We start from the raw sequence: 26,409 nt of genomic DNA on the forward strand, positions 1-26,409 counted from the left end.
GGAGTTCAGGAACCCCTAACGTAGACTCGAAGGACTCAGCAGGGCCGACGTCGTCCCGACCTATCCCACGTAGCGCGAGCGACGACAAGGAGGCCCGGTGGTTCATCCGCACCCTCAGCGCACCTCCGAAGGGCTCTACGACCCGGCGTACGAACACGACGCCTGCGGTGTGGCCTTCGTGGCGGATCTGTCGGGCCAGCGTTCCCACGACGTCGTAGCCAAAGGGCTGTCGGCGTTGTGCCGGCTCGACCACCGGGGCGCGCGCGGCGCGGAGCCCAATACGGGTGACGGTGCCGGCATCATGTTGCAGGTGCCCGATGAGTTCTTCCGGGCCGTGGTCGACTTTCCCCTCCCGCCCGCCGGGCAGTACGCGACCGGGCTTGTCTTCCTCCCGCACGACGAGGAGGCGGCGGCCCGCGCGATCCGGGTGCTGGAGAAGTACGCGCTGGTGGAGGGTGCCGACCTGCTGGGCTGGCGCGACGTGCCGGTCGACCCGAGCGACCTGGGCGAGTCGGCCGAGGCCGCCCGCCCGCGGATCCGGCAGGTTTTCCTCGCCGCCCACCGCCTCACCGACACGCCCGACGGTCCGGCCGGCAGCCCGCTGACCGGGCTCGACCTCGACCGGGTCGCCTTCTGCGTGCGCAAGCAGACCGAGCGGGAGAGCGCCGAGCGGGGTGTGGCGGCCTACTTCCCGTCGCTGTCCTCCCGCACGATCACCTACAAGGGCATGCTCACGCCGGCTCAGGTGCCGGCGTTCTTCCCCGACCTGGGCGACGAGCGGGTCGCCAGCGCGATCGCGCTGGTCCACTCCCGCTTTTCCACCAACACGTTTCCGTCGTGGCCGCTGGCCCATCCCTACCGGTTCATCGCGCACAACGGCGAGATCAACACCATCCGGGGCAACAAAAACTGGATGAACGCCCGCGAGGCGCTGCTGGCCTCCGGCGTGATCCCCGGAAACCTCAAGCGGCTCTTCCCGATCTGCACGCCCGACGCCTCCGACGCGGCCAACGTCGACGAGGTGCTCGAGCTGCTCCACCTGGCCGGGCGGAGCCTGCCCCACGCGATGCTCATGATGATCCCCGAGGCGTGGGAAAACGACCCGGAAATGGACCCGGCGCGGCGCGCGTTCTACCGCTTCCACGCCAGCCTGATGGAGCCGTGGGACGGGCCGGCCGCGGTGGCGTTCACCGACGGCACGGTCGTCGGCGCCGTGCTCGACCGCAACGGCCTGCGCCCCGGCCGCTGGTGGCAGACCAGCGACGGCCTCGTGGTGCTCGGCAGCGAGGCGGGCGTGCTCGACCTCGACCCGGCGACCGTGGTGGCCAAGGGGCGGCTCCAGCCGGGTCGCATGTTCCTGGTCGACACCGCCGCCGGCCGCATCGTGCAGGACGACGAGATCAAGGCGGAGCTTGCCGCGGCCCAGCCGTACGACGAGTGGCTGCACGCCGGCCTCATCGACCTCGGTGACCTGCCCGAGCGGGAGCACATCGTCTACACCCACGACTCGGTGCAGCGGCGGCAGCAGACCTTCGGCTACACCGAGGAAGAGCTGAAGATCCTGCTCGCCCCGATGGCCCGCACCGGCGCCGAGCCGCTCGGCTCGATGGGCACCGACACGCCGATCTCGCCGCTGTCGACCCGCCCGCGCCTGCTGTACGACTACTTCCACCAGCTCTTCGCCCAGGTGACCAACCCGCCGCTCGACGCGATCCGCGAGGAGCTGGTCACCAGCCTCCAGTCCACGATCGGCCCGGAGGGCAACCTGCTCGACCCGGGCCCCGCGAGCTGCCGGCAGATCGTGCTGCCCTACCCGGTTATCGACAACGACGAGCTGGCGAAGATCCTGTCGGTCGACGAAGACGGCGACCTGCCGGGCTTCAAGGCGGTGCGGGTCTCCGGGCTGTACCCGCTGCGCGACGGCGCGGCCGGCATCAAGGCGCGGCTCACCCAGATCTGCCGCCACGTCTCCGAGGCGATCGAAGACGGCGTGCGCATCCTGGTGCTCTCCGACCGCGACAGCAACGCGACCCTCGCGCCCATCCCGTCGCTGTTGCTCACCGCGGCGGTCCACCAGCATCTGGTACGCGAGCAGACGCGCACCCAGGTCGCGCTCATCGTGGAGACCGGTGACTGCCGCGAGGTGCACCACGCGGCCGTCCTCATTGGATACGGCGCGGCGGCCGTCAACCCGTACCTGGCGTTCGAGTCGGTCGAAGACCTCATCGCGACCGGCGCGCTGCCCGGGATCGAGCCGGCCACCGCGGTGCGCAACTACGTCAAGGCGCTCGGCAAGGGCGTGCTGAAGATCATGTCCAAGATGGGCATCTCGACGGTCTCGTCGTACTGCGGCGCGCAGGTCTTCGAGGCGGTCGGCCTCGACGCGCGGCTGGTCGAGCGCTACTTCGCCGGCACGCCCGGCAAGATCGGCGGGGTCACCCTCGCCGGGATCCACCAGGAGGTCAAGGCCCGCCACGCCCGTGCCTACCCGGCCAACCAGGCCGAGCGCACCCACCGCCGGCTGGAGGTGGGCGGCGAGTACCAGTGGCGCCGCGAGGGCGAGCTGCACCTGTTCAACCCCGAGACGGTGTTTCTGCTCCAGCACGCCACCCGCAGCCGCCAGTACGACGTGTTCCGCAAGTACACGTCCACTGTAGACGGCTTGGCGGCCGAGGCGGGTTCGCTGCGCGGCCTCTTCACGCTCCGCACCGGCGTGCGCCCGGCCGTGCCGCTCGACGAGGTCGAGCCGGCGAGCGAGATCGTCAAGCGCTTCGCCACCGGCGCGATGTCGTACGGCTCGATCTCCGCCGAGGCGCACGAGACGCTCGCCGTCGCGATGAACAACCTGGGCGGCAAGTCCAACACCGGCGAGGGCGGCGAAGACGTCGACCGGCTCTACGACCCGTCCCGGCGCTCCGCGGTCAAGCAGGTCGCGAGTGGACGGTTCGGCGTCACGAGCGAATACCTCGTCAACGCCGACGACCTCCAGATCAAGATGGCCCAGGGCGCCAAGCCCGGCGAGGGCGGCCAGCTGCCCGGCAACAAGGTCTGGCCGTGGATCGCCAAGACCCGCCACGCCACGCCCGGCGTCGGCCTCATCTCGCCGCCGCCGCACCACGACATCTACTCCATCGAAGACCTGGCCCAGCTGGTACACGACCTCAAGTGCGTCAACCCGGCGGCGCGGGTGCACGTGAAGCTCGTCTCGGAGGTCGGTGTCGGCACCGTCGCCGCGGGCGTCGCGAAGCTCAAGGCCGACGTGATCCTGATTTCCGGCCACGACGGCGGCACCGGCGCGTCCCCGCTCAACTCGCTCAAGCACGCCGGCACGCCGTGGGAGCTGGGCCTCGCCGAGGCGCAGCAGACGCTGCTGCTCAACCGCCTGCGCGACCGCGTCACGGTGCAGGTCGACGGCCAGCTCAAGACCGGTCGCGACGTGATCGTGGCGGCGCTGCTCGGCGCCGAGGAGTACGGCTTCGCCACCGCCCCGCTCATCGTCTCCGGCTGCATCATGATGCGCGTCTGCCACCTCGACACCTGCCCGGTCGGCATCGCGACGCAAAACCCGGTGCTGCGCGAGCGTTACACGGGCAAGCCGGAGTTCGTCGAGTCGTTCTTCCTCTTCCTCGCCGAGGAGGTGCGCGGATACCTTGCCGAGCTGGGCTTCCGTTCCCTCGACGAGGCGATCGGCCACGCCGAGATGCTCGACATCGCGCCGGCGGTCGACCACTGGAAGGCGCGCGGCCTCGACCTCCGCCCGGTGCTGCACGTGCCGGAGCTGCCCGAGGGCGCCGCGCGCCGGCGCGTCCGCGAGCAGGACCACGGCCTCGACCGCGCGCTCGACAACGAGCTGATCGCGCTCGCCGGGCCCGCGCTGGAGCGCCGCGAGCCGGTCCGCGCGGTGGTGGCGGTGCGCAACGAGCACCGCAGCGTCGGCGCCATGCTGGGCGGCGAGGTCGCCCGCAGGTACGGCGGCGCCGGGCTGCCCGACGACACGGTCGACGTGACGCTGCACGGCACGGCCGGCCAGTCGTTCGGCGCGTTCCTGCCGCGGGGCGTGACACTGCGCCTGTTCGGCGACGCCAACGACTACGTGGGCAAGGGCCTGTCCGGCGGGCGGCTCGTGGTGCGGCCGTTCAGCACCGCGCCGTTCGTGGCCGAGGAGCAGATCATCGCCGGCAACACCATCCTCTATGGAGCGACCGACGGCGAGGTCTTCCTGCGCGGCCGGGTGGGCGAACGCTTCGCCGTCCGCAACTCCGGCGCGGTGGCCATTGTGGAGGGTGTCGGCGACCACGGCTGCGAGTACATGACCGGCGGCACCGTGGTGGTGCTCGGCGCGACCGGTCGCAACTTCGCGGCCGGCATGTCCGGCGGCACCGCGTTCGTGTGGCGCCTCGACAAGAGCCGGGTCAACCCGGAGCTCGTCGAGCTCGAGCCGCTCACCGACGAAGAGCAGGTCACGCTCCGCACGCTCGTCGAGCGGCACTTCGCCGAGACCGACTCGGCCGTCGCCGAACACCTGCTCAAGCGCTGGACCGAGGCGGTCGAGGAGTTCACCGCCGTGGTTCCGCGCGACTACAAGCGCGTCATGGAAGCGATCCGCACCGCCGAAGCTGCCGGTCGGGACATCGACGAAGCGGTGATGGAGGTCGCTCGTGCCTGACCCTCAAGGTTTCCTTCGCTACGGCCGCCGGCTTCCCGCCCGGCGGCCGGTCCCGGTGCGCATCCAGGACTGGCGCGAGGTCTACCCGGTCGCCGAAGAGGGGCTGATCCGCGAGCAGGCCACCCGCTGCATGGACTGCGGCATCCCGTTCTGCCACGACGGCTGCCCGCTGGGCAACCGCATCCCCGACTGGAACGACCTGGTCCGCACCGGCAGCTGGGCGTCGGCGATCGAGTCGCTGCACGCCACCAACAACTTCCCGGAGTTCACCGGGCGGCTGTGCCCGGCGCCCTGCGAGGCGGCGTGCGTGCTCGGCATCGCCGGCGGCGAGCCGGTCACCATCAAGCAGGTCGAGGTCGAGATCATCAATCGGGCCTTCGAGCGGGGGTACGTCACCCCGCAGGCCGTGCCGCCGCCGTCCGGCAAGCGGGTCGCGGTCGTGGGTTCCGGGCCCGCCGGGCTCGCCGCCGCGCAGCAGCTCGCCCGCGCCGGTCACCAGGTGACCGTGTACGAGCGGGACGACGCGATCGGCGGCCTGATGCGCTACGGCATCCCCGACTTCAAGCTGGAGAAGGAGCACATCGACCGCCGCCTCGCGCAGATGGCGGCCGAGGGCGTCCTCTTCCGCACCGGGGTCAACGTGGGCGTGGATGTGACGGCTTCTTCGTTGCGCGAGTCTCACGACGCGGTGCTGCTGGCATGCGGCGCGCTCGCCAGCCGGGACACACCGGAGACGGCCGGCCGTGAGCTGCGCGGCGTACACCTGGCGATGGACCACCTCGTCCCGGCCAACCGTGTGGTTGCCGGCCTGGCCGACTCCGCCCCGATCGACGCCAACGGCAAGCACGTGGTCATCATCGGCGGCGGCGACACGGCGGCCGACTGCCTGGGCGTCGCCCACCGGCAGGGCGCGGCGGGCATCATCCAGCTCGACCTGTACCCGCAGCCGCCGGACGCCCGCGACGAAGAGCGCGACCCGTGGCCGGTCTGGCCGTGGATCCTGCGCAACTACCCGGCGCACGAAGAGGGCGGCGAGCGCGTGTTCGCGGTCGCGGTCCAGGAGTTCGTCGACGACGGCGCCGGCAACGTGCGCGCGGTGCGCATCGCCGAGGTGACCGTGGAGAAGGTCGACGGCCGGCGCATCCTGACCTTCGTGCCCGGCTCCGAGCGCGAGCTGCCGGCCGACCTCGTGCTGCTGGCGATCGGCTTCGACGGCACCGAGGAGCAGCCGCTGCTCGACCAGCTCGGCGTCGCCCGCAACAGGCGCGGCGCGATCGACGCCCGCCCCGACTGGCAGACCGCGGCCGACGGCGTCTTCGTGGCCGGCGACATGCACCGCGGCGCCTCGCTCATCGTGTGGGCGATCGCCGAAGGCCGCGCCGCGGCGGCGGCCATCCACTCGTACCTCGGCGGGGAAGGCTCGCTCCCGGCCCCGGTCACCCCGGCGGCCCAACCCCTGGCGGTGTAGGTCAGATTTCGACGAGCGGAAGGTCCGTCCGGGTGAAGTCGTTGCCCAGGCAGAGGAGCGGCTCGCTCGCGACGCGGCCGACCGCGTAGGTGAGGCAGTCGCCGAAGTTCAGCGCCGCCGGGTGGCGGCCCTTGCCGTACCGGAGGTAGGCGTCGACCGCGACCGGCCAGTGGTCGGCGGTGAACGAGATAACCCGCAGCTCGCTCTCCTGGACGAACCGCGCGAGCAAGGTCTTTCCGGGTATGCCGAGCCGGGCGGCCAGCACGATGCCGGTCTCGACGAGAGTGGGGGCGCCTACACCGGGGGCGTGCTCCGACTCGACCAGCTTTTCCAGCAGGGGCTCCCACTCCGCCTCCTGGAGGAGGATGGCGATGATCGCCGAGCTGTCGACGATCACACGCCCTCCGTGCCGTATCCGAGGATCTCCTCCCGCTGCGCCTTCGTCAGCGTGGTGCCTCGGACGTCGTCGGGGACCTGCGGCCAGGCCTCGTCAGCGAGGAAACGGCGCAGGCGGTCGTCGCGATCCCGCTTGGTGCGGGCCGCCATGAGCCGGGCGCGGCGCTCCTTCAGCGCGACGTTGATGGCCCGGGTCTTGCTCTCGCCGGCCAGGGCCGCGACCTCCGCCGCCAGCTCTTCGGTCTCCGGGTCCTTCACGTTCAATGCCATGGTGTAAGGGTATTCCTCAGGGTGTAAATCCACCAGAGGCGGTCGGGGGCCGCCGGCAAGCGGCCCCCGACCGGGCTTCTCAGAACTCCGAGTTGTAGCTGGTGAACGAACCGGCGTCGACGCGGCCGCCGCCGGCGTTGTAGCAGGCGACGTTGCGCACGATCACGGTGGAGCCGCTGTACGACCACGGTGCCTGGAGGTTGCAGAACTCACCGCTCTGGCCGTTGGCCGACACCTGCACCGTGTCCGGGCGCTGCGCGAGCGCGCGGAAGCCGACCAGCGTCAGCCCGGGGCCCGATGACACGAGCGCGTTCGCGCCGAGGCCGAGCTGCGAGTTGAAGTTGGTCGTCGGCGGGCCCGGGTTGGGCGCGGGCGGCGGCTGCATGTTCCAGACGTAGCCGAAGAACTTCGGCGGGAACGCCGAGCCGAAGAGCGACCGCTCCAGCTGGTAGCTCAGCGTGAACCCGGTTTTGAGCGGCACGCCCGTCCCGTCGAAGCAGAACACCAGCACGTCCTGCGACACGCTGTTGGAGTTCCACTTGGCGATCTGGCAGTGTGCTCCGACGCTGCTGTTGACCGCGGTCACCTGGAGGCTGCCGTCGTTCGGCCCGGGTGAGCCGAGCCCGCGGAAGCGCACCAGGTACTCGCCGGTCGCGGTCGACGACACCGAGTTGCCGGTGCCGAAGACCGAGTTGTACTCGCTCACGATCGCGGTGCTGGCGTCGGCGTGCACGTACCCGTAGTGGCCCGGTACCCCGTCGGGCGGTGAGCTGCTCGTGAAGACCGCGGTGAACGGCGTGTCGATGCCGAAGCCGCCCGGCCGGAAGCAGCCGACGTACGCGATCTGGTCGGTGCCCGAGTGGCCCCACTTCAGCGCCTGGCACCAGATCGGGCGCCCGCTGATCGCGGTGACGTGTACGACGCCGCCCTTCGCGGCCTGGCCGGGGAAGACGACCTCGTAGAAACCGCCGCCGAACGGGGTGACGGTGGTGGCCGGCGGCCAGGTGCCGGAGGGCACCGTGGTGGCGCCGTTCCACAGCACGAAGCCGTGCCCGTCCGGCACCGCGGCCTGCGCGGGCGCGGCCAGTCCGACGGCCGCCAGTGCCGCGGCGACGCCGACGGCGGCGAGCCTGTGAAGGATTCCCATAGCGCTCCTTCGTGGGTTGGGTATGGGACGTCAGAACAGAGCGCCCGATCGACCGGCCTGATATGCCGACTAGGCGACAGCCGAACGGCCGGATTTGATAAGACACGTCCACGTGATCTTGGGGATACCGGCACGACACAGGCCGCTCCGAGAGTGATCAACCATGGCTCCCACCCCACCCACGGACGCCGAGCTCGACGTGATGATCAGAGCTCGCCTCGCCTCCCTCGGAATCGACCTCGACCAGCTGCCGCCCGGCACCGCGCCCGACCCGGCGACCGGTGCGCCCGGCCGCGACTCGGTGCTCGCCTCCCTGCGCTCGTTCGTGCGCGGCAGCGTGACGGCGATCGCCGCGTACCGGCTGCCCGGCGCCGATCCCGCGCTTTCCCAGCAGCCGGCCCCGATGCTCTACCCCTCGATCAGCACGGAGTGGCGCAAATGACCACAGTGGATAGACGAGCGTTTCTCGCCCGCACCGCCGCGGTGGCGGCCGCGGCCGCTGCCGGCGCTTCGGCCATCCCCGGAGTGGCGTGGGCCGGCGGGCCGGCGAGGTTCGGCGCCGGCGCCTACGCGCGTCCCCGCCCGGAGGCCTTCGCCGATCCGACCGAGCTGACGCTCGCCGAGGCCGCCTGGATGATCAAGAACGGCAGGCTCACGCCGGCCGATCTCGTCGAGGCGTACCTGGCGCGCGTCGGCGCGTACGAGCCGGTGTACCAGGCCTTCAACACCGTGCTCGCCGACCAGGCGCGAGCGGCGGCGAAGGCGGCCGGCAAGCGGCGTCACACCGGGCCGCTGCACGGCATCCCGCTCGCCGTCAAGGACAACTACTGGACCGCCGGCGTGCGCACGACCGCCAACTCGTACCTCTTCCAGGACTTCGTGCCGCCGTACGACGCGACCGCCGTCGCCCGCCTCAAGGCGAACGGCGCGATCGTGCTCGGCAAGACCCAGATGGGTCCACTCGCGACGACCCGAGCGACCACACCGGACGGTCGCGTCACGACGGTCAACGCGTGGACACCCACCATCCCGGGTACGGACCCGGGCGGCTCGTCGACCGGCACGGCCACGTCGGTGGCCGGGCGGATGGCGACCTCGGGCACCGGCACGCAGACCGGCGGCTCGATCACCGCGCCGTCCAACGCGCAGAACCTGACCGGTCTCAAGCCCACCATGGGCCGCGTGTCGCTGGCCGGCATCATCCCGCTCAGCTACACGCGCGACCACCCCGGCCCGCTCGCCCGCGACGCCAAGGACGCGGCCATCATGCTCACCGCCATGGCGGGGGAGGACCCGGCCGACCCGCGCACGCAAGGGCTGCCCCACGTGCCCGACCTTGTCGAGGCGGCGACCCCGGTCTACTCGGGCCGCAAGGTCCGCGCGCGGTGGAGCACGCGGATCGGCGTTCTTCCGGGCTACGCCGACGGCACGTCCGCCACCGCCCTGGCCCGCCAGGCGTTTCTCTCCACAGTGGACAAGATTGACGGCGTGCGGCTGGTCGACGTGCCGCTGCCCGACGAGTGGGAGCTGCTGACCGGCGGCGCCTTCAACAACGTCCGCCTACCCGAACGCAGCGAGCCCTTCATGCCCTACCTCCGCACCGACCTGCGCGGCTTCGGCGTGTCGGTCACCGGCTGGCTCCAGGGCGCGCTGCTCGGCGCGAACGAGTTCCTCACCGGCCAGCGGGCCAAGCTGCTGCTGCTGGAACGCGTGCTGGACCAGATCTTCGACCGCTGCGACGTGGTGGTGCAGACCGGCCCGGTGCCGTTCGACATCCTGGGCCTGCCCGAGATCGGCTTCCCGATCGGCTTCACGGCCGCCGGTGTGCCGATCGGCACGATCCTGGGCGGCGAGCCCTACGCCGAGGACCGCCTGCTGTCGGTCGTGGCCGCCTACCAGGCCGTGACCGACTGGCACTGGCGCCGCCCACCCAACCCACCGGCCTCCGCCGCCGTCTCCGCGCTCCGCTCGTCTCCGGCGGTCGCCGATCGCGGCCGCCTGACGGCCGAGGACGTGGTAGCCCAGATGCAGTAACGTTTTTGGGCAGATTTGCCCGCGCCCGCGTCAGCTGCGGACCGTTTGCTCCCGCGGGCACCGCTGCGGCCGGCGGCTCGCGGCGCTCGCCGAAACCCCCGGCCTCCGCTGCCGGCTCCGCGGGACAAGCCCACGCCGCGCGTCGCTCCGGCAGCCTCCGCTTGTGCGTGCGGGTCGGCAGCCGTCCCCGGGCCGGCGGCCCGGGATGGGTGAGGTGTTCGTGGAGCCCTTTGCTCTGCTCCCCTATGGGAGGCGGCCGGGCGGTTCACCCGCTCCTGGACGTGGGTGGCCGCTGTGGGGGAGCCCCGCCTCTAGAGACCTTTCGGAGTCAGGGTTCGCGAGGGCGGCCACAACGCACGGTCAAATTCGAGACAGGATTCTTCCCAGGTCCGCGTCAGCGGTAGACCGTATGCTCCCGCGGGCACCGCTCCCGGCCGGCGGCTCGCGGGGCGAGCCGAAACCCCCGGCCGTCCACTGCCAGCTCCGCGGGACAAGCCCCCACCACCGCCAGCATCCTGACACAGCGTCACCAGCTGCGGTGTCGGGCTTTGGATCTAGAACGCTTAGGGTTGAAATAGCGCCCTAACTCTCCAAGATCTCGCACCGGACACCGTTCACGCCACCGCGGCGGTTACTCGCGGTGACGGCGCATCTGTCCGGTCTGTTGCCCGTCGCTTCGGCACGGGGCATTGTGGACAAACGAACTACGCGCGGGGTGAGCGTGACCAGCGGCGGACGGGTGAGGCCGCGGGAGCAGCGGTCTGGACCACGACGGACATCGCGGTAGCTCGAATCTGCCTTTGAATCGAGCCCGAGACCGCGGCGACCCTGACTCCGAAAGGTCTCTAGATGCGGCGGGCGGTGCGGAAGCGGACGCCGTAGTGGCCGGAGCCGTCCAGCAGGGAGTCGCCGCCAGTGTCGCCGAGGGTCGGGCCGTCGGCCTTGGTACGGCTGGAGATGAAGCGGTGCCGGCCGTTGCTGTCGACGCCCAGGTACATGCCCATGTGCTCGATGTGGTCGTTGAGGACCGGGCCGCCGTTGAAGAAGACCAGGTCGCCGGCGTTGAGCCGTTCGTACTCGCGGGCCTGGGTGCCGCGGTTGGGCATCAGTTGCGCGCCGGGGCCGAACTCGGCGATCGCGTACGCGCGGCGGGGCAGGCCGGTGCCGGGGGTGTTGGTGCCGCGCAGGGGGTAGCCCATGCGGTAGCCGTACACCATGCGGAGGAAGCCCGAACAGTCGAGGCTGCGGATGTGGTCGGGGTCGGGGCGTTCCTTCTTGCCGTCCGGAAACTCCCAGTCGACGCCGAGGTAGTCGTAGAAGTCGGAGCGTTCGGCGCGGCCGTCGGGGTCGGTGTTGGAGAGCGGACCGAAGGAGGCGTCGCGCTTGGCGCCGTCGACGTACTCCATCGCGATGGCCAGCGCGTCGGGGCTGCGGTCGTCGAGTGCCTTCTCCAACCAGGGGCGTACCCAGGTGTCGTCGACGGAATCCTTCTGCCAGGGGCGCGGCGCGAGGCGGATCCAGGCGTCGGTGGTGATCGTCGCGGACGTGTGTGCCTGCTCGGCGAAGGTGCGCGAGGGTCCGGTGAGGCGCACCGTGCGGGCCTTGTCGGTGAAGACGGCCAGTGTCTTGCCGCCGGCGTCGACGACGAGCGTGCGCGCCGGGTCGCTCACCCGCTTGAACTGGAGCTCATCGACGGGTGGCGCGGACACGAAGTCCGGCTCGGGAGCGGCCGCGGGAGCCGCCGGGCGATCCCCGGTCTGACATCCGGCGACGGCGAGAAGTACAAGGGCGACCACGCCCATCAAACCCCGATGCATCAACGAACTCCCTTCTACGTCACCGGCACCAGGCCGGTCAGGATGCCGCTGATCACCACGCCGTAGGTCGCCGCGGAGACGACCGTGGTCGCGAGGATGGTCGCGCCCTTGGGTTGGCGGATCAGCTGGTACGCGATGAGGCCCGGCGCCACGAAGCCGAGCGTCTGGTGCGCGAAGAGCAGTGGCACGTCGCGCTGGATGATGAGGAACGCCGTCACCTGGAGCAGCACGCTCAGCAGCACCACGGCGGCGAAGAGACGCTTGCCGTACAGGATGACGATCCGCTGGAGCACCTTCATCAGCCCGTACGTCACGACGGTCATGACCACCATCACCACGGCCTGGAGGCGGTCTTCCACCATGGCGAGCGCCATCCAGCCCGGCGTGATCATGCCGCCGGGGGAGAGGTTGGTGGTCAGGTAGCAGACCAGCGCGAAGATCAGGCCGACGCCGAGGCACATGGTGGCCAGTTGGGGGCTCAGCTCGCCGCCGGGGATGAAGTTCACCGGGCACCCCGCAGATGGGACAGTTCTTCCAGCAGTACCTCGCCCTGCCCGTGGATGTTGCCGACCGCGACCACCGAGGCGGTGCCCCGCACCTGGCCGAGCAGCGCGTCGAGCATCGCGCCCGGGCGCTGCCGGCCGCCGAGGTCGAGCACGCGGCCCTGCCACCGTTCGGGGATCTTCGACAGCGCGCTGCGGGTTGGCTCGCCGATCAGCAGTACCCGGTCGGGATCGAGCCGGGGCACAAGCGCTCCCATCTGCCCGTTGCGCTCGACGCGGTCGGGGCGGCAGTTGATGACAAGGTGGACCGGCCGGCGGATCAGGCCCTGCTGGGCGAGCTGGCGCACGTTGAGCAATGTGGACTCGGGGTCGTTGGCGGCGAAGACGTTGGCGAAGCGCAGCCGCCGCCCGTTCGCCTCGTAGGTCTCGACGGTCAGCACGCCCGGGTCGGGCGGCGCGTCCCACATGCCGGCCAGCGCGGCCCGGCGGTCGATGCCCATGAGCCGGGCGACGGCCAGCGCGATCGCCACGTTTTCCTTGAACGTGATCCAGCCGAAGCCGCGCATCTCCTCGTCGGAAACCGTCTCCGGGTCGACCGAGATGAGCCGGCACCGTCGCTTCGCCGCCTCCTCCTTGAGGATGTGCAGGCGGTCGCGTTCGGCGGTCACGCACACGCCGTCGACCGGCATCGACCGGCTCAGCGAGCGGGCTACGTCGTCGAGCGTCGGGCCCATCTCGGCCAGATGATCCTCGCGTACGTTGCACAGCACGCCGATCGTCGACCGGATCAGCTTGCTCTGGTTGACCTCCTGGAGCGCCGGCATCACCGCCATGCACTCCATGACGAGCACGTCCGGGTGGAACATCGCGGCACGGCGGACGATGCCGATCTGCTCGACCACGTTGGCGATGCCGAACTTCCGGTAGACCGGCTCCTCGCTCCCGTCCGTGAAGATGAAGCGCGCGGCGGTGCCGGTGGTTTTCGCGACCACGGCGAGCCCGCCGCCGCGCAGCGCGCCCGCGCAGAGGCGGGTGATCGAGCTCTTGCCGCGGATGCCGTTGACGAGGACGCGGGTCGGGATCTTGCGCAGGTTGGCGTAGTGGCCGCGCTGCTCCACCATGCCCGCCACCAGCAGCACCAGGCAGCTGGCGGCGAAGATGCCGTACAGGAAGAGCACCTCAGCGTCTCCCCACCCGGCGGACACCGGACTTGCGGCGGTTGGGCGGGCGGCGCACCACGACGGTCGGTGGCGCACCGGTGCCGCGCAGGCGTTCCGCGCCGCCGAGCCGGGCCGGGCCGTGCACCCGCACCTGGCGGCAGATCTCCAGGCAGCTCGCGATCGCACCGATCTCGTCGGGGCGGTGTGGGGAGATCACCGTCTCGGTGTCGCCGTCGGCCATGCGGTCGGCCGCGGCGGCCAGCCGCCGCAGCGGCACCAGCAGCACGAAGTAGTGCCAGCCGAGCGCCACCACGGCGAGGAAGGCCGCCGCGCCGCCGAGCACGAGGCTCGCCCGGCGCAGGCTGTTGACCGGCAAAGCGAGGTCTCCGACCGCCTGCTCGGCCACCACGGACCAGCGCAGGCCCGCGGCGGAGCTGGGCTCGGACAGCGGGGTACCGGCGACGAGCGCGCGTCCCGCGAGCTTCGCCCCGGTGCGCCCCTGCGACGCGGTGGTGGCCGCCTCCCGCGCCTCGGCGCCGGCCAGCGGCTGAAACGCGCGGAACCCCTCGGTGTCGAGGATCGTGCGCAGCTCGCTGTCGACCACGCGTACCCGGCCGTCGGCCCGCCGGAGCAGGTCGGAGAGCTGTGGCACGTCGAACTCGACCACCACGCTGTGCCCGTCCGGCCGGTGCGCGTACGCGTAGATGACCGGCAGCCGCCCGCCGGTGTTGGCCAGCCGCACGCCGCTCTCCTTGGGCAGCTTCTCCTGCTGGCGCAGCGGCTCGCGGCCGGCGCTCGTCACGACCCGGCCCTCGGGGTCGGTGACGTAGGCGCCGCGGTACTCGTCGTCGCTCTTGACGAGCCGATCGAGGTCCGGGCCGAGCCGCGCGGGTGCGGTCTGCGCGCTCTGCGCCGCGGTGACGGTGGCCTGCCGCAGCGCGCCGTCGAGCGACTGGCCGAGCGCGATCGTCGCGGCGGTCACCTGGTTTTCGCTGTCGAGGACCACCTGCGCGGGTACGGGCACCGGGCCGCCGGCGAACGTGTACCCCAGCGCGCCGGACCAGCCGAAGATGATCGCAGGTACGCCGAACAGCAGCACGACGGCCGGCACACCACGCGGGCGGGCCCGGTCGTCGAGGGCGGCGCCGATGCGGCGTACCTCGGACGGGCCTTTGATCTTGGGTTGTGGGCTCCTGTCGCCGCAGGCGTCCGCCTTCGCGCGGTCCAGCAGCCGGCGCACCGGGCGGACCAGGGCGCGGCGTGCCACAAGGTAGGCGAGCAGCGCGGCCACGATCAGCCCGGCGCCGGGGGCCAGGCCCTTCCACGGCGAGCCGACGTCGATCACCGGCGCCGAGACGGTCGAGGCCACCGCGATGCCGAGCGAGCCGACCGGCGCGGCCACCACCAGCAGCGCGCTGCCGGTCGGTCCGCCGGTCGAGCGGACGGCGCGCCCCCCGCGGGTCTCGGCGAGCGTCCGCTTGATCACGTCGCCGGCCGGCCCGCCGGCGGGCGACGCGCCCTGCACGACCGTGCTCTCGCCGCTGGGCAGCCCGACGAGCACCGACTGGCGGGCGTTGGGGGCCAGGCGCAGCGGGCGTACTCGCAGCGAGGTCATGCCGGCGAGCACCCGCCCGTCGGGCAGCGGCGTGGAGATCAACGCGCGTGGCTCGGCGCCCTGGATCAAGGGGGTGACGGTGGTGCGGGGTATGTCCTGCGGCACGTTCGCGACCGGGACCGGCTCACCGCGCGTGGCGACCGGCCGGCGGTTGCCCGCGTCGAGCACCGCCGCACCCGCCCAGGCGGTGCCGCCGCCGGCGGCCGAGGCCAGCACCGCGGCCGGGTCGCCGCCCGGCCGCACCTGCTTGGCGGCCGCCTCCATCTCCTCGATCCCGGTGGTCACCGTCGCGTTGAGGCCGCGGGCGAGGCTCGTCACCAGCCGGTCCTGCGAGTCGACCACCGCCTGCGGGATCACCCGGCCGTGAAACATGCCCAGGTAGACCGCACACACCACGGCGAGTACGAGCAGGGCGCACAGCAGCGCTACGGAGGGTGCGCGGATGCCGCTCGGAAACCGCGGTGCGGGCAGTTGCTTGTCCAGTGCGATCCGACGCCATGCGACGAGAGGATCGGCGGCAGGCAGGATCACCTCGCGCCGTATGGGCATACCGGGTTATACGCGCCGCGACGGTGAGGAGTTCGGTCTATGTCCTCGTTTTCCGTGGGGTCGCTCCCTGGACGCCGGACAGTGACAAATAGACTCGCTCGGGTCACCGCGCGCGTGTCACGCTCGGTCTACCGCCAGTCGTTTCGAAGGGGGCAGTCATGGCCGCCATCTCCCGCGAGGAGGTCGCGCATCTCGCGCGCCTGTCGCGGCTCGCCGTCACCGAAGATGAGCTCGACCTCTTCGCCGGCCAGCTCGACGTGATCCTCCAGGCGGTCGCCCGGGTGGGTGAGGTCGTGGCCGAGGACATCCCGCCGACCTCGCACTCCGTGCCGCTCACCAACGTGCTGCGCGACGACGTCGAGGTGCCCTGCCTGACGCCCGAGGAGGCGCTGGCCGGCGCACCCGACGTGGAAGAGGGTCGCTTCCGGGTGCCCCGGATCCTGGAAGAGGAGGCCTGAGCCGTGAGCGACCTGATCAAGATGAGCGCGGCCCAGCTCGCGGGCGTGATCGCGAGCGGTGAGGCCTCCGCCACAGAGGTCACCGAGGCACACCTCGCGCGCATCGCCGAGGTCGACGACCGGGTGCACGCGTTTCTGCACGTCGACGCGGAGGGCGCCCGCGCCGCCGCGCTCGAGGTCGACGAGCGCCGTTCGGCGGGCGAGCCGCTGGGGTCGCTGGCCGGTGTGCCGATCGGCGTCAAGGACATCGTGGTCACCCGCGGAGTGCCCACCACGGCCGGCTCCAAGATCCTCGAAGGCTGGCGCCCGCCGTACGACGCCACGATCGTCGAGCGCATGCGCGCCGCCGGCCTCGTGATCCTCGGCAAGACAAACCTGGACGAGTTCGCGATGGGTTCGTCCACTGAGTACTCCGCGTACGGGCCCACCTACAACCCGTGGGACCTCACCCGCATCCCGGGCGGCTCCGGCGGCGGCAGCGCCGCCGCACTCGCCGCCTACGAGGCGCCACTCACCGTCGGCACCGACACCGGCGGCTCCATCCGCCAGCCAGGAGCCGTCACGGGTACCGTCGGCGCGAAGCCCACGTACGGCGGCACGTCCCGCTACGGGCTCGTGGCGTTCTCCTCCTCTTTGGACACGCCGGGGCCCTGTGCCCGCACCGTCGAGGACGCGGCCCTGCTCCACGAGGTGCTGGCCGGCCACGACCCGCGCGACTCCACGTCGATCCCGCAGCCGGTGCCCGACGTGGTCGGCGCCGCCCGGCGCGGGGCCACCGGCGACCTGAGCGGCGTGCGGCTCGGCCTGGTGCGCGAGTTCGGCGGTGAGGGCGCCGAGCCGGGTGTGATGGCCGCCTTCCGCGACGGGCTCGACGCGCTGACCAAGCTGGGCGCCGAGGTGGTCGAGGTCTCCTGCCCGCACTTCCAGTACGCGCTGCCCGCCTACTACCTCATCGCGCCGAGCGAGTGCTCCTCCAACCTGGCCCGCTACGACGGCGTGCGCTACGGCCTGCGGGTCGGCGACGACGGCGCCAAGGCGCTCGAAGAGGTCATGTCGCTCACCCGCGAGGCCGGCTTCGGGCCAGAGGTCAAGCGGCGGGTCATCATCGGCGCCTACGCGCTGTCCAGCGGCTACTACGACGCCTACTACGGGCAGGCGCAGAAGGTGCGCACGCTCATCACGCAGGACTTCACGTCCGCGTTCGAGCAGGTCGACGTGCTCGTGTCGCCGACGACGCCGTTCGTGGCGTTCCCGCTCGGCTCGCGTACGTCCGACCCGTACCAGATGTACCTGGCCGACCTCTTCACGATCCCGACCAACCTCTACGGCGGGCCGGCCATTTCCGTCCCCTGTGGACTGTCAGAGGGGCTGCCGGTCGGCTTCCAGATCATGGCCCCGACGCTCGCCGACGACCGGATGTACCGGGTGGCGGCCGCACTCGAATCCGCCGTCGGCACGCTGACCCCCGGGGAGCTGGCATGACCGTCACCCTTCCGCCGTACGAAGACGTCGTCGCCCGCTACGAGCCGGTGATCGGCCTGGAGACGCACGTCGAGCTGGGCACGAATACGAAGATGTTCTGCGGCTGCCCGATCGACTTCGGCGGCCAGCCCAACACCCGGGTCTGCCCGGTGTGCCTGGGGCTGCCCGGCTCGCTGCCGGTGGCCAACAAGGCCGCGATCGAGGCCACGATCCGGATCGGCCTCGCGCTCAACTGCACGATCGCCGCCTGGTCGCGCTTCGCCCGGAAGAACTACTTCTACCCGGACATGCCGAAGAACTACCAGATCAGCCAGTACGACGAGCCGCTGTGCGTCGACGGCTGGCTGGACGTCGAGGTCGAGGGCCAGATCGTGCGCGTCGAGATCGAGCGCGTCCACCTGGAGGAAGACACCGGCAAGACGCTGCACGTCGGCGGCGCGACCGGGCGCATCCACGGCGCGACCGAGTCGCTCGTCGACTACAACCGCGCCGGCATCCCGCTCGTCGAGATCGTCACCAAGCCGGTGCCCGGCACGGGCGCGCTTGCCCCGATCGTCGCCCGTGCGTACGTGACGGAGCTGCGCGACGTGCTCCGCACGCTCGGCGTCTCCGACGTGCGCATGGAGCAGGGCTCGCTGCGCTGCGACGTCAACACGTCGCTCAGCCTGCCCGGCGCGGAGTGGGGCACCCGCACCGAGACCAAAAACGTCAACTCGCTCCGCTCGGTCGAGCGGGCCGTGCGTTCCGAGATCCTCCGCCAGGCCGCGATCCTCGACGCCGGCGGGAAGATCAAGCAGGAGACCCGCCACTTCCAGGAGGACACCGGCGACACCCGGCCCGGCCGGTCCAAGGAGACGGCCACCGACTACCGGTACTTCCCGGAGCCCGATCTCGTGCCGCTGGCGCCGGACGCCGCCTGGGTGGCCTCCTTGAAGGAGGCGCTGCCCGAGCTGCCGCGCGTCCACCGCAAGCGCCTACAGACCGACTGGGGCCTGTCCGACCTCGACATGCAGTCGGTGCTCAACGCCGGCGCCGTCGAGCTGATCGAGGAGACGGTGGCCGCCGGCGCCTCGCCCGAGGGCGCCCGCAAGTGGTGGCTGGGCGAGCTGGCCCGCCGCGCCAACGAGGCCGGCATCGAGCTCGTCGAGGTGGGCGCGACGCCCGCCCAGGTGGCCGAGCTCCAGCGCCTCGTCGACGAGGGCAAGCTCAACGACAAGCTGGCCCGCGCCGTGCTGGAAGGCGTGATCGCCGGCGAGGGCTCGCCCACCGAGATCATGTCCGCGCGCGGCCTGGGCGTCGTATCGGACACGGGCGCCCTGACCGCCGCGGTAGACGAGGCCATCGCCGCCAACCCCGACGTGGCCGCCAAGATCCGCGAAGGCAAGGTGGCCGCGGCCGGTGTGCTGGTGGGCGCGGTCATGAAGGCCACCCGAGGCCAGGCCGACGCCAAGACCGTCCGCGAACTCATCATCTCCCGCCTGAGCTGACGCCGACGGCGCGTCCGTGGCGATTTGTTGCCCCCATACGGGCCGTTTTTCGCCACGGACGCTCCGGGCCTGCCCCTCAGCGCGTCGGGGTGGGGGCTGGGCGTTGGCCTTCGGCTGGTGCGGGGTGTTCGTCGTCGACCACCTTGCGCTCCAGCGTTACCTGGGACTGGCCGGTGCCGCCTACCTTGATGTCGTCGTACGCCTGTAGTGCCCGCGTCTCCTTGTCGAAGTAGAGCACCGACATCGCCAGCGGCAGTGGCTCGTCGTGTTCCAGGCCGCGCAGGCCGGCGCCGCCCGTGGAGCCCTCCACCAGCAGCCGGGTGGTCATCTGGCCGGGCACCTGGGACAGGGTGCTCACCTTGCGCTCGTGCGTGTGGCCGGCCAGGACCAGCGGGCAGGTGCCGGATAGGGCGCCGGCCGAGGCGGGGTCGTGTACCAGGGCGATGTCGACCGGGTCCTTCGACGCGCGGATCGTGGCGGCGAGGCGTTCGCCGGCGCCGATGACCTGCTCGACGGTTTGCTTCGAGGTGCCAGAGCCGGTCGGGGAGGTCTCCTTGTCGGGGGTGAAGCGCGGGTCGCCGATGCCGGCCACGGTCAGGCCGGCGACGTTGGTGATCGAGTTGTCGAGCACGACCGCGTTGGACTGCTGGGCCACGGCGGCGCCGGTGGCGGCCGAGTCGTGGTTGCCGCGGATGAAGACGTACGGCACCTTGAGCAGGCCGATCGAGGCTACGTACGACGCCTCCGGCTCGCTGCCCCAGTCGGTGATGTCGCCGGTGTCGATCACCGCGTTGATGCCGAACTGCTCCACGATCGTCCGCATCAGCGGCCACGCGCTGGGGTTCAGGTGGAGGTCGGAGACGTGCAGGATGCGCGTGGTGCCCTCCTGCGGCTGGTACACGGGGAGGGTGGAGACCGTCGTGTAGATGCGGCTGACGTTCGCGACGAGCTGTTGGAGCTGCTCGGCGTATTTGTCGTAGTCGTCGGCGATCCGCCGCGCGTCACCGACCACGGCGGGAGCGTTGACCAGCAGGCCCTCGTAGCGTGGCTCCTCGATCGAGTCGGGGTGGAGCGTGGCGAACGCGCTGCCCAGGCTGGTGCCGACGATGACCAGCGCCAGCGCCCCCGACCAGGCGACCCGCCGGATGTCGCGGAAGACGAGCGCGGCGAGCGCCATGGCGAAGAGCACGGATACCGCGACGGTGCGCATGCCGAGCTGGATGAGGCCCTTCTTGACGTCGTCGACGGCCGTCTGGCTGGCCCGCGTGATGCCGGCCGGGTCGTCGATCAGCGCCTCGGTGCGGCCCTGGTCGAGCGCGCCGAGGCTCACGTTGAGGTGCGCGGGGCCGTCGTGGCTGTCGAGGTGCAGCGAGCCGAGGGGCGGGATGGCCACCTCGGTGTCGCCGACGAACGACGGAGCGATCGACATCTCCGCGCGGAACGGCCCCACGTCGGTCTCCGTGCGCGCGCCCACCAGGACGCCGACGACGACGCCCGCGAGCGCGACCCCGAAGACGAGCAGCCCGAGGCCGGCGCGCCGGGGCACGCGGGAGCGGAAGAAGGACCTGATCCATCCCACAACGCGGCGTACCGCCGAAGCGGTACGCCGATCGGTTTCTGCGCGCTCTTCCATCACCGTGTTCTGTCGTGCCCAGACGTCACGAGCCGAAACTAGCTCTTGCCGGCCCCGCCGCCGGAGAAGACCAGCCGGATGATCCGATCATCCTCCGGTTTTGGCTCGCCCCGCCCATCGTGATTGGAGGTCGTCACCCACAGTGAACCATCCGGCGCCGCGATGGCTGTGCGCAGGCGGCCGAACTGGCCGTTGAGCAGTGCGCGAGGCTGCCCGAAGACGGTGCCACTCTGCGTGAGCTCGACCGACCACAGCCGCTCGCCGCGCAGGCAGGCGGCGATCAGCAACCGATCCACCGCCGCGAGCCCCGAGCAGGAGGCGTCGGCCGGCGACCACACGACCAGCGGGTTTACGTACTTGGGGTCGTTGGCGCGGCCCTCGACCGCCGGCCAGCCGTAGTTCTTACCCGGCTGGATCTGGTTGATCTCGTCCCACGTGCTCTGCCCGAACTCCGCCGCGAACATCCGCTTGGCCGGATCCCAGGCGATGCCCTGCACGTTGCGGTGCCCGTACGACCAGACGAGCGAGTTGGGGAACGGGTTGCCGGGCGCGGGCTTGCCGTCCGGCCGCATCCGCAGGATCTTGCCGCCCAGGCTGCGGGTGTCCTGTGCCAGGCCGCGCTGCGAGGCGTCGCCGGTGGTCGCGTAGAGGAAGCCGTCCGGCCCGAACGCCAGCCGCCCGCCATTGTGGATGCCGGAGAGCGGGATGCCGGTCACGATCGGCACCGGCTTTTGCCCCAGCGTGAGCGTGGCGATGCGGTTGTCGGTGTCGGTCGAGTAGTACACGAAGACGGTCTTGTCGGTGTCGTACCTGGGCGAGACCGCGATGCCCATCAGCCCGCCCTCACCCGCGGCGTTGACCTCGGCGAGCGTCTGGATGGTCGTGACCTTGAGCCCGTCGTTGCCGGACTCGGGGCCGACTTTGAGGATCTTGGCGGTGTCGCGCTCGGTGACGAGCGCGCCCCGGTCGGGCAGGAACGCGACGCCCCACGGCACCCGCAGCCCCTTCGCCACCACCGTCGCGGCCACCTCCTGGCTGTTGCCGGCCGGAGCGGTGGCGGTCACGGAGGGTGTGGGAAATTTGGGTGGCTCGCCGGCCTCGTCGGGCTCCGGCGGGCCGAAGGTGCAACCGCCGACCGCCAGGGTCAGGGCCAGGGCGGCGACGGTGGCACGGTACGGGGGGCGGGCGTCCACCCGGCCAGGGTAGCCGCGCCTGCTGTGAGGAGAGGTGATCACGCGCAGGACGAGGCGGACGCCACCCGTGTGGTTCCGCTACGCGCGGGCGAAGACCCCGCCCCGCGTAAGCCGCGCGCGGCGAAGACCCCGCCCCCGGCATGACGCTACGCGCGGGCGAAGACCCACCCCCGCATCAGCAGGAATCGCAGCAGCGTGGCCCCGAGGTTGGCCGCCACCAGCACGGTCACCTCGACCACCCGGCCGGCGGCGGGTGCCACGGCCGCGAGGCTGGCGAGCGCGCCGCTGGTCAGCGCCAGCCCGAGCGCGAACACCACCAGCCCTTGCGCCTGGTGCCGGGCCGCACCCCGGCCCCCGGTGACGCGAAACGTGAGCCGCCGGTTGGCGGCCGTGTTTCCCAGGGCCGTGATCAGGAGCGCGAGCAGGTTGGCTCCCTGCGCGCCGGCCGGACCCCGCAGGACCCAAAAGATCAGCAGGTACGCGAGCGTGCTTGCCACGCCCACGCCAGCGAAGCGGATCACCTGGCCGGCCAGACCGTGTGGTACCCCGGCAGGCGGTGCCGCGGGCTCCCGGCCGAGCTGCCGCGCCAGGTCGGCGAGTGGAAGGCGGCCGGTGGCCAGCGCCCGCCCGAGCCGCCAGATGCCCTTGAGGTCGGCGATCGCGGTGGCCACGATGTCGACCCGGCTGTCCGGGTCGTCGACCCAGTCGACCGGCACCTCGTGGATGCGCAGGCCGGCGCGTTCGGCCAGCACCAGCAGCTCGGTGTCGAAGAACCAACCCGTGTCGTGTACCAGCGGGAGCAGGCGCTCGGCGACGTCTTTGCGGATCGCTTTGAACCCGCATTGCGCGTCGGAGAACCGGGCGGCGAGGGCACCGCGCAGCAGCAGGTTGTACCCCCGCGAGATGAGCTCCCGCTTGGCGCCTCGCACCACCCGCGAGCCGCGGGACAGGCGGGTACCGATCGCCAGGTCGGAGTGGCCGGACAGCAGCGGCGCGACGAGCGGGAGCAGCGCGGCGAGGTCGGTGGAGAGGTCGACGTCCATGTACGCCAGCACCGGCGCGTCGGACGCCGACCAGGCCGCCGCGAGCGCCCGCCCGCGACCCTTGGCCGGCAGGTGGAGTGCCTCGACGCCGGGCAGCTCCCGGGCCAGCCGCTCGGCGACCGCGAGCGTGCCGTCGGTGCTGGCGTTGTCCGCGATCGTGATCCGAAATGGGTACGGGAACGTGTCGCACAGGTGCGCGTACAGGCGGCGCACGCAGGGTTCCAGGTCGCGTTCCTCGTTGTAGACCGGGACGACCACGTCGAGCACGGCGCCGGTGCTGCTCTCGACCGGCTGCGACGCCACCCCGGGAAACGTGGCCGTCATGACAGGTCGTAGAGGGTCGTGCCGCCGACCGTCGTGGCGGTGAAGTTGTCCGCCACCCAGGCCGCGATCTCCTGCGACGCGCTGCTGCCACCGTTGCTGCGTCCCAGCCCGCTGCTGATGAAGTAGTGGACCTTCCCTTCGGCGACGTACTGCTGGAACTGTTCCAGCGTCGGCGACGGGTCGCTGCCGTTGAAGCCGCCGATCGCCATGACCGGCTGCTGGGTGGCGAGCTGGTACCCGGCGGCGTTGTTGGCGCCGACCGCGGCGGCCACCCAGGTGTATGAGCCGGCGTTCTCGGTGAGCGCGGCGACGAGCTCGGCGTTGGGTGTCGTGGCATTGAGCAGCCCGCCCATGCCGCCACCGCGGTTCGTGGTGCCGCCGCCGTTGGTGCCACCGCCGGTCGTGCCACCGTTCGTGCCGCCAGGAAGGCCGCCGGGAAAGCCACCGCCGGGCGTGCCCTGGAAGCCGCCGGGTGCCTGGCCGCCGTTCGTGCCGCCACCCGGGAACCCGCCTCGGAAGCCTCCGCCGCCGGGCCCGCCGGCCCCGCCCCCCGGGCCGAAGCCGCGGCCGCCGGCCACCGCCGGTCCCGCGGTCGGGATCGAGCCGGTGTGCGGCGAGCTGGCCGTGCTCATCGCGTACGCCGCCGGCCCGAGCAGCCCGGCACCCACCGCGGCGGCCGCGACGAGGGTGACGGCCCACCTGGTCAGGCGCCCGACGAGGAGGAACGCGCCGGCGGCCGCGAGGCCGAGCACGAGCACGGCGGCGCGCAGCCACGGGTGCCAGTCGGCGCTGCGGCCGAGCAGCACCCACGACCACAGCGCGGTGACCGCGACGGTGCCGGCGAAGATCGCGGCGACGGCGGGGTTGCGCCGCTCCCGCCACAGCACGGCCGCGCCGATGCCGACCACCGCGCCGACGGCGGGCGCGAGCGCCACGTTGTAGTACGCGTGGAAGATGCCCTGCATCAGGCTGAAGACGAGGCCGGTGATCAGCAGCCAGCCGCCCCAGAGCAGCAGGCTCGCCCGGCTGCGGTCGGTACGCGGGGCACGCCGGAGCAGCGCGATGGCCGTGACCAGCAGCATCAGCGCGGCGGGCAGCAGCCACGCGATCTGGCCACCGTTCTCCGCGTCGAAGAGGCGGGTGAGGCCGGTCTGCCCCCAACCCCCGCCGCCACCACCGACGCTGCCGGTCTCGTTGCCGTTGAGCCGGCCGAGGCCGTTGTAGCCGAGTGTGAGCTCGAGGATGCTGTTGTTCTGCGACCCGCCGACGTACGGGCGGTAGCGCGCCGGCACGAGCTCGACGATCGCGATCCACCAGCCGGCCGCGACGACCATCGCCAGCCCGCCCCACAGCACCTGGACGATGCGGCGGCGCGGCGGGGTGGGTGCGGCGACGAGGTACGCCAGCGCGAACGCGGGCACCACCAGCAGCGCCTGGAGCATCTTGGTGAGGAAGCCGAAGCCGACCAGCGCGCCGGTCAGCACGAGCCACCGGGTGCTGGCGGTCTCGATCGCCCGCACGGTCGCGTACGCGCCGGCGACCAGCAGCAGCACCAGCAGCGCGTCCGGGTTGTTGAACCGGAACATCAGCACCGCCACCGGCGTGGTCGCCAGGATCGCGCCGGCCAGTAGGCCGGCGACCGGCCCGGACCAGCGGCGCACGGTCGCGTAGAGGAGGGCCACCGACCCGACGCCCATCAGCGCCTGCGGCACGAGGATGCTCCACGAGCTGAGCCCGAAGACGCGCACGGACAGCGCCATCACCCACAGCGAGGCGGGCGGCTTGTCCACGGTGATCGAGTTGGCCGCGTCGGAAGAGCCGAAGAAGAACGCCTTCCAGCTCGCCGAGCCGGCCTGCGCCGCCGCCGAGTAGAACGAGTTGGCCCACCCCGAGGCACCGAGGCCCCACAGGTAGAGCAGGGCGGTCGCGGCGAGCAGGACGAGGAGCGCCGGCCGCGTCCATGCCGGGTCGCCGGCGGGCCCGCGCCAGAGGCGGGCGGCGGCGGTGGTACGCCGGGGAGGCGCCGGCACGGGCGTGGCCAGCACGGCTTCGGGCAGTGTCGAGGTCATGCGGTCGAGGTTGTCGGCCGAAGCTGGCCCGTCCTTGTCCCGTAGCTGTGCCCTGCCTGTGGGCTAGGGTCGTGTTCCGTGAAGGTGTGGATTCCTCATGAGCAGGGCCTCGGGCTGATCGGCGACGTGCCGGACGGCGTGACCGTGGAGGTCGCCCCGGCGCCCGACGCGCTGCCCTCCGACCCGGCCGGTGTGCGCTTCTGGGTGCCGCCCTTCCTCGCGCAGACCCAGTCGGCCGACGTCGCGGCCAAGATGCCCGACCTGGAGATCGTGCAGCTTCTCTCCGCCGGTGCGGACGTGTGGGTTGGCAAGATCCCGGCGGGCATCATGCTCTGCGACGCCCGTGGCGTGCACGACTCCGCGACGGCCGAGTGGGTGATGACGGCCATCCTGGCGCATTTGCGGGCGTTTCCGGCCTTCGTGCGGGCGCAGGCGCGGGGCGAGTGGTCCTACGGCGAGCACACCCCGACCGACGAGCTGGCCGGCAAGCGGGTGCTGATCGTGGGTGCCGGCTCGATCGGCGCGGCGCTGGCGGCTCGGCTCGCCCCGTTCGAGGTCTCGGTGACCAACGTGGCCCGCACCGCGCGGCCGGCCGAGGGCGTGCACGCCGTCGAAGAGCTGCCCGGCCTGCTCCCGCACCACGACGTGGTCGTGCTGATCGTGCCGCTCACCGACAAGACCCGGGGCCTGGTCGACGCCCGCTTCCTCGCCGCCATGCCCGACGGCGCGCTGCTCGTCAACGGCGCGCGTGGCCCGGTCGTCGACACCGGCGCGCTGGTCGCCGAGCTGGAGACCGGCCGCATCGCGGCGGCCGTCGACGTGACCGAGCCCGAGCCGCTGCCCGCCGGCCATCCACTGTGGAGCTTGCCCAACTTCCTGCTGACCCCGCACGTCGGCGGTTCGGTGCGCGGGCTGCTGCCGCGGGCGTACAAGCTGGTCGGCCAGCAGCTGCGCCGCTTCGTGGCCGGCGAGCCGCTGACCAACCAGGTGACCGAGGGCTACTGACTCCAGAGAGCCACCCCGCCCCCTTTCCTCCCGGCCGGTCGCGCGCAGGGGTGAGCGTGACCAGCGGCGGATGGGTGAGGCCGCGGGAGC

At 71.9% G+C, this 26,409-nt stretch carries 19 protein-coding genes; 8 read left to right on the forward strand and 11 right to left on the reverse strand.

The window, feature by feature from the left end; translation table 11 throughout:
• The first annotated feature begins 97 nt into the window (after positions 1-97).
• The gene (gene gltB, locus ACTMTJ_RS06215; protein ID WP_441215125.1) at positions 98-4,666 is read left to right on the forward strand and encodes a glutamate synthase large subunit; all 4,569 of its coding nucleotides are present in this window, start codon (positions 98-100) and stop codon (positions 4,664-4,666) included.
• Positions 4,659-6,134, forward strand: a complete 1,476-nt coding sequence (locus tag ACTMTJ_RS06220) for a glutamate synthase subunit beta (RefSeq protein ID WP_441215126.1) — start codon at positions 4,659-4,661, stop codon at positions 6,132-6,134. The genes gltB and ACTMTJ_RS06220 overlap by 8 nt, the downstream gene beginning before the upstream one ends.
• 1 nt (position 6,135) lies before the next feature.
• Here the strand turns inward: ACTMTJ_RS06220 and ACTMTJ_RS06225 are convergent, their stop codons facing one another.
• From ACTMTJ_RS06225 to ACTMTJ_RS06235, 3 genes are all read right to left on the reverse strand, one after another.
• Positions 6,136-6,531: a type II toxin-antitoxin system VapC family toxin gene (locus ACTMTJ_RS06225; RefSeq protein WP_441215127.1), complete on the reverse strand. Its 396-nt coding sequence runs from the start codon at positions 6,529-6,531 to the stop codon at positions 6,136-6,138.
• Complete coding sequence (locus ACTMTJ_RS06230; RefSeq protein WP_441215128.1) at positions 6,528-6,800, reverse strand: type II toxin-antitoxin system VapB family antitoxin; 273 nt, start codon at positions 6,798-6,800, stop codon at positions 6,528-6,530. Before ACTMTJ_RS06230 ends, ACTMTJ_RS06225 begins: the two co-directional genes overlap by 4 nt.
• A 79-nt stretch (positions 6,801-6,879) precedes the next feature.
• The gene (locus ACTMTJ_RS06235; RefSeq protein ID WP_441215130.1) at positions 6,880-7,947 is read right to left on the reverse strand and encodes a hypothetical protein; all 1,068 of its coding nucleotides are present in this window, start codon (positions 7,945-7,947) and stop codon (positions 6,880-6,882) included.
• Positions 7,948-8,110: 163 nt separating this feature from the next.
• Between ACTMTJ_RS06235 and ACTMTJ_RS06240 the strand changes: the two genes are divergently transcribed.
• Together ACTMTJ_RS06240 and ACTMTJ_RS06245 are read left to right on the forward strand one after the other, a co-directional pair.
• On the forward strand, positions 8,111-8,389 hold the full coding sequence (locus ACTMTJ_RS06240; RefSeq protein ID WP_441215131.1) for a hypothetical protein: 279 nt from the start codon (positions 8,111-8,113) through the stop codon (positions 8,387-8,389).
• Entirely contained in the window at positions 8,386-9,981 is a 1,596-nt protein-coding gene (locus tag ACTMTJ_RS06245) for an amidase (protein WP_441215133.1), read from the forward strand. Before ACTMTJ_RS06240 ends, ACTMTJ_RS06245 begins: the two co-directional genes overlap by 4 nt.
• A gap of 845 nt (positions 9,982-10,826) precedes the next feature.
• Here the strand turns inward: ACTMTJ_RS06245 and ACTMTJ_RS06250 are convergent.
• The 4 genes from ACTMTJ_RS06250 to ACTMTJ_RS06265 are packed head-to-tail and all read right to left on the reverse strand — an operon-like array spanning position 10,827 to position 15,625.
• The gene (locus ACTMTJ_RS06250; protein ID WP_441215134.1) at positions 10,827-11,798 is read right to left on the reverse strand and encodes an NlpC/P60 family protein; all 972 of its coding nucleotides are present in this window, start codon (positions 11,796-11,798) and stop codon (positions 10,827-10,829) included.
• A gap of 14 nt (positions 11,799-11,812) precedes the next feature.
• Entirely contained in the window at positions 11,813-12,304 is a 492-nt protein-coding gene (locus tag ACTMTJ_RS06255) for a poly-gamma-glutamate biosynthesis protein PgsC/CapC (RefSeq protein WP_441215135.1), read from the reverse strand.
• Positions 12,301-13,479, reverse strand: a complete 1,179-nt coding sequence (gene pgsB / locus ACTMTJ_RS06260; protein ID WP_441215136.1) for a poly-gamma-glutamate synthase PgsB — start codon at positions 13,477-13,479, stop codon at positions 12,301-12,303. The genes ACTMTJ_RS06255 and pgsB overlap by 4 nt, the downstream gene beginning before the upstream one ends.
• Before the next feature lies 1 nt (position 13,480).
• Positions 13,481-15,625, reverse strand: a complete 2,145-nt coding sequence (locus ACTMTJ_RS06265) for a HAMP domain-containing protein (protein ID WP_441215138.1) — start codon at positions 15,623-15,625, stop codon at positions 13,481-13,483.
• Between the two features lie 158 nt (positions 15,626-15,783).
• Here ACTMTJ_RS06265 and gatC point away from each other — a divergent pair, with 158 nt between their 5' ends.
• Genes gatC through gatB form a run of 3 tightly spaced genes read left to right on the forward strand, consistent with a single transcriptional unit; the run spans position 15,784 to position 19,052 of the window.
• A complete protein-coding gene (gene gatC / locus ACTMTJ_RS06270; RefSeq protein WP_441215140.1) occupies positions 15,784-16,083 on the forward strand; it encodes an Asp-tRNA(Asn)/Glu-tRNA(Gln) amidotransferase subunit GatC in 300 nt (99 codons plus the stop codon).
• 21 nt (positions 16,084-16,104) lie between these two features.
• Positions 16,105-17,565: an Asp-tRNA(Asn)/Glu-tRNA(Gln) amidotransferase subunit GatA gene (gene gatA, locus ACTMTJ_RS06275; RefSeq protein ID WP_441215413.1), complete on the forward strand. Its 1,461-nt coding sequence runs from the start codon at positions 16,105-16,107 to the stop codon at positions 17,563-17,565.
• Complete coding sequence (gatB, locus tag ACTMTJ_RS06280; protein WP_441215141.1) at positions 17,562-19,052, forward strand: Asp-tRNA(Asn)/Glu-tRNA(Gln) amidotransferase subunit GatB; 1,491 nt, start codon at positions 17,562-17,564, stop codon at positions 19,050-19,052. Before gatA ends, gatB begins: the two co-directional genes overlap by 4 nt.
• Positions 19,053-19,128: 76 nt before the next feature.
• On the opposite strand, the gene ACTMTJ_RS06285 is transcribed toward gatB, so the two are convergent.
• The 4 genes from ACTMTJ_RS06285 to ACTMTJ_RS06300 form a co-directional block, all read right to left on the reverse strand.
• Positions 19,129-20,685, reverse strand: a complete 1,557-nt coding sequence (locus ACTMTJ_RS06285) for a metallophosphoesterase family protein (protein ID WP_441215142.1) — start codon at positions 20,683-20,685, stop codon at positions 19,129-19,131.
• 38 nt (positions 20,686-20,723) lie between these two features.
• Positions 20,724-21,878 carry a PQQ-dependent sugar dehydrogenase gene (locus tag ACTMTJ_RS06290; RefSeq protein WP_441215143.1) on the reverse strand — a complete coding sequence of 385 codons (1,155 nt, stop codon included), beginning with the start codon at positions 21,876-21,878 and terminating at the stop codon, positions 20,724-20,726.
• 146 nt (positions 21,879-22,024) lie between these two features.
• Positions 22,025-23,245, reverse strand: a complete 1,221-nt coding sequence (locus ACTMTJ_RS06295; RefSeq protein WP_441215145.1) for a glycosyltransferase — start codon at positions 23,243-23,245, stop codon at positions 22,025-22,027.
• Positions 23,242-25,314, reverse strand: a complete 2,073-nt coding sequence (locus ACTMTJ_RS06300) for an ArnT family glycosyltransferase (RefSeq protein ID WP_441215147.1) — start codon at positions 25,312-25,314, stop codon at positions 23,242-23,244. Before ACTMTJ_RS06300 ends, ACTMTJ_RS06295 begins: the two co-directional genes overlap by 4 nt.
• Positions 25,315-25,392: 78 nt before the next feature.
• Here ACTMTJ_RS06300 and ACTMTJ_RS06305 point away from each other — a divergent pair, with 78 nt between their 5' ends.
• On the forward strand, positions 25,393-26,319 hold the full coding sequence (locus tag ACTMTJ_RS06305; RefSeq protein WP_441215149.1) for a 2-hydroxyacid dehydrogenase: 927 nt from the start codon (positions 25,393-25,395) through the stop codon (positions 26,317-26,319).
• Positions 26,320-26,409 lie beyond the last annotated feature (90 nt).

It is taken from the genome of Phytohabitans sp. LJ34 (assembly GCF_052068095.1).
Classification (GTDB): domain Bacteria; phylum Actinomycetota; class Actinomycetes; order Mycobacteriales; family Micromonosporaceae; genus Phytohabitans.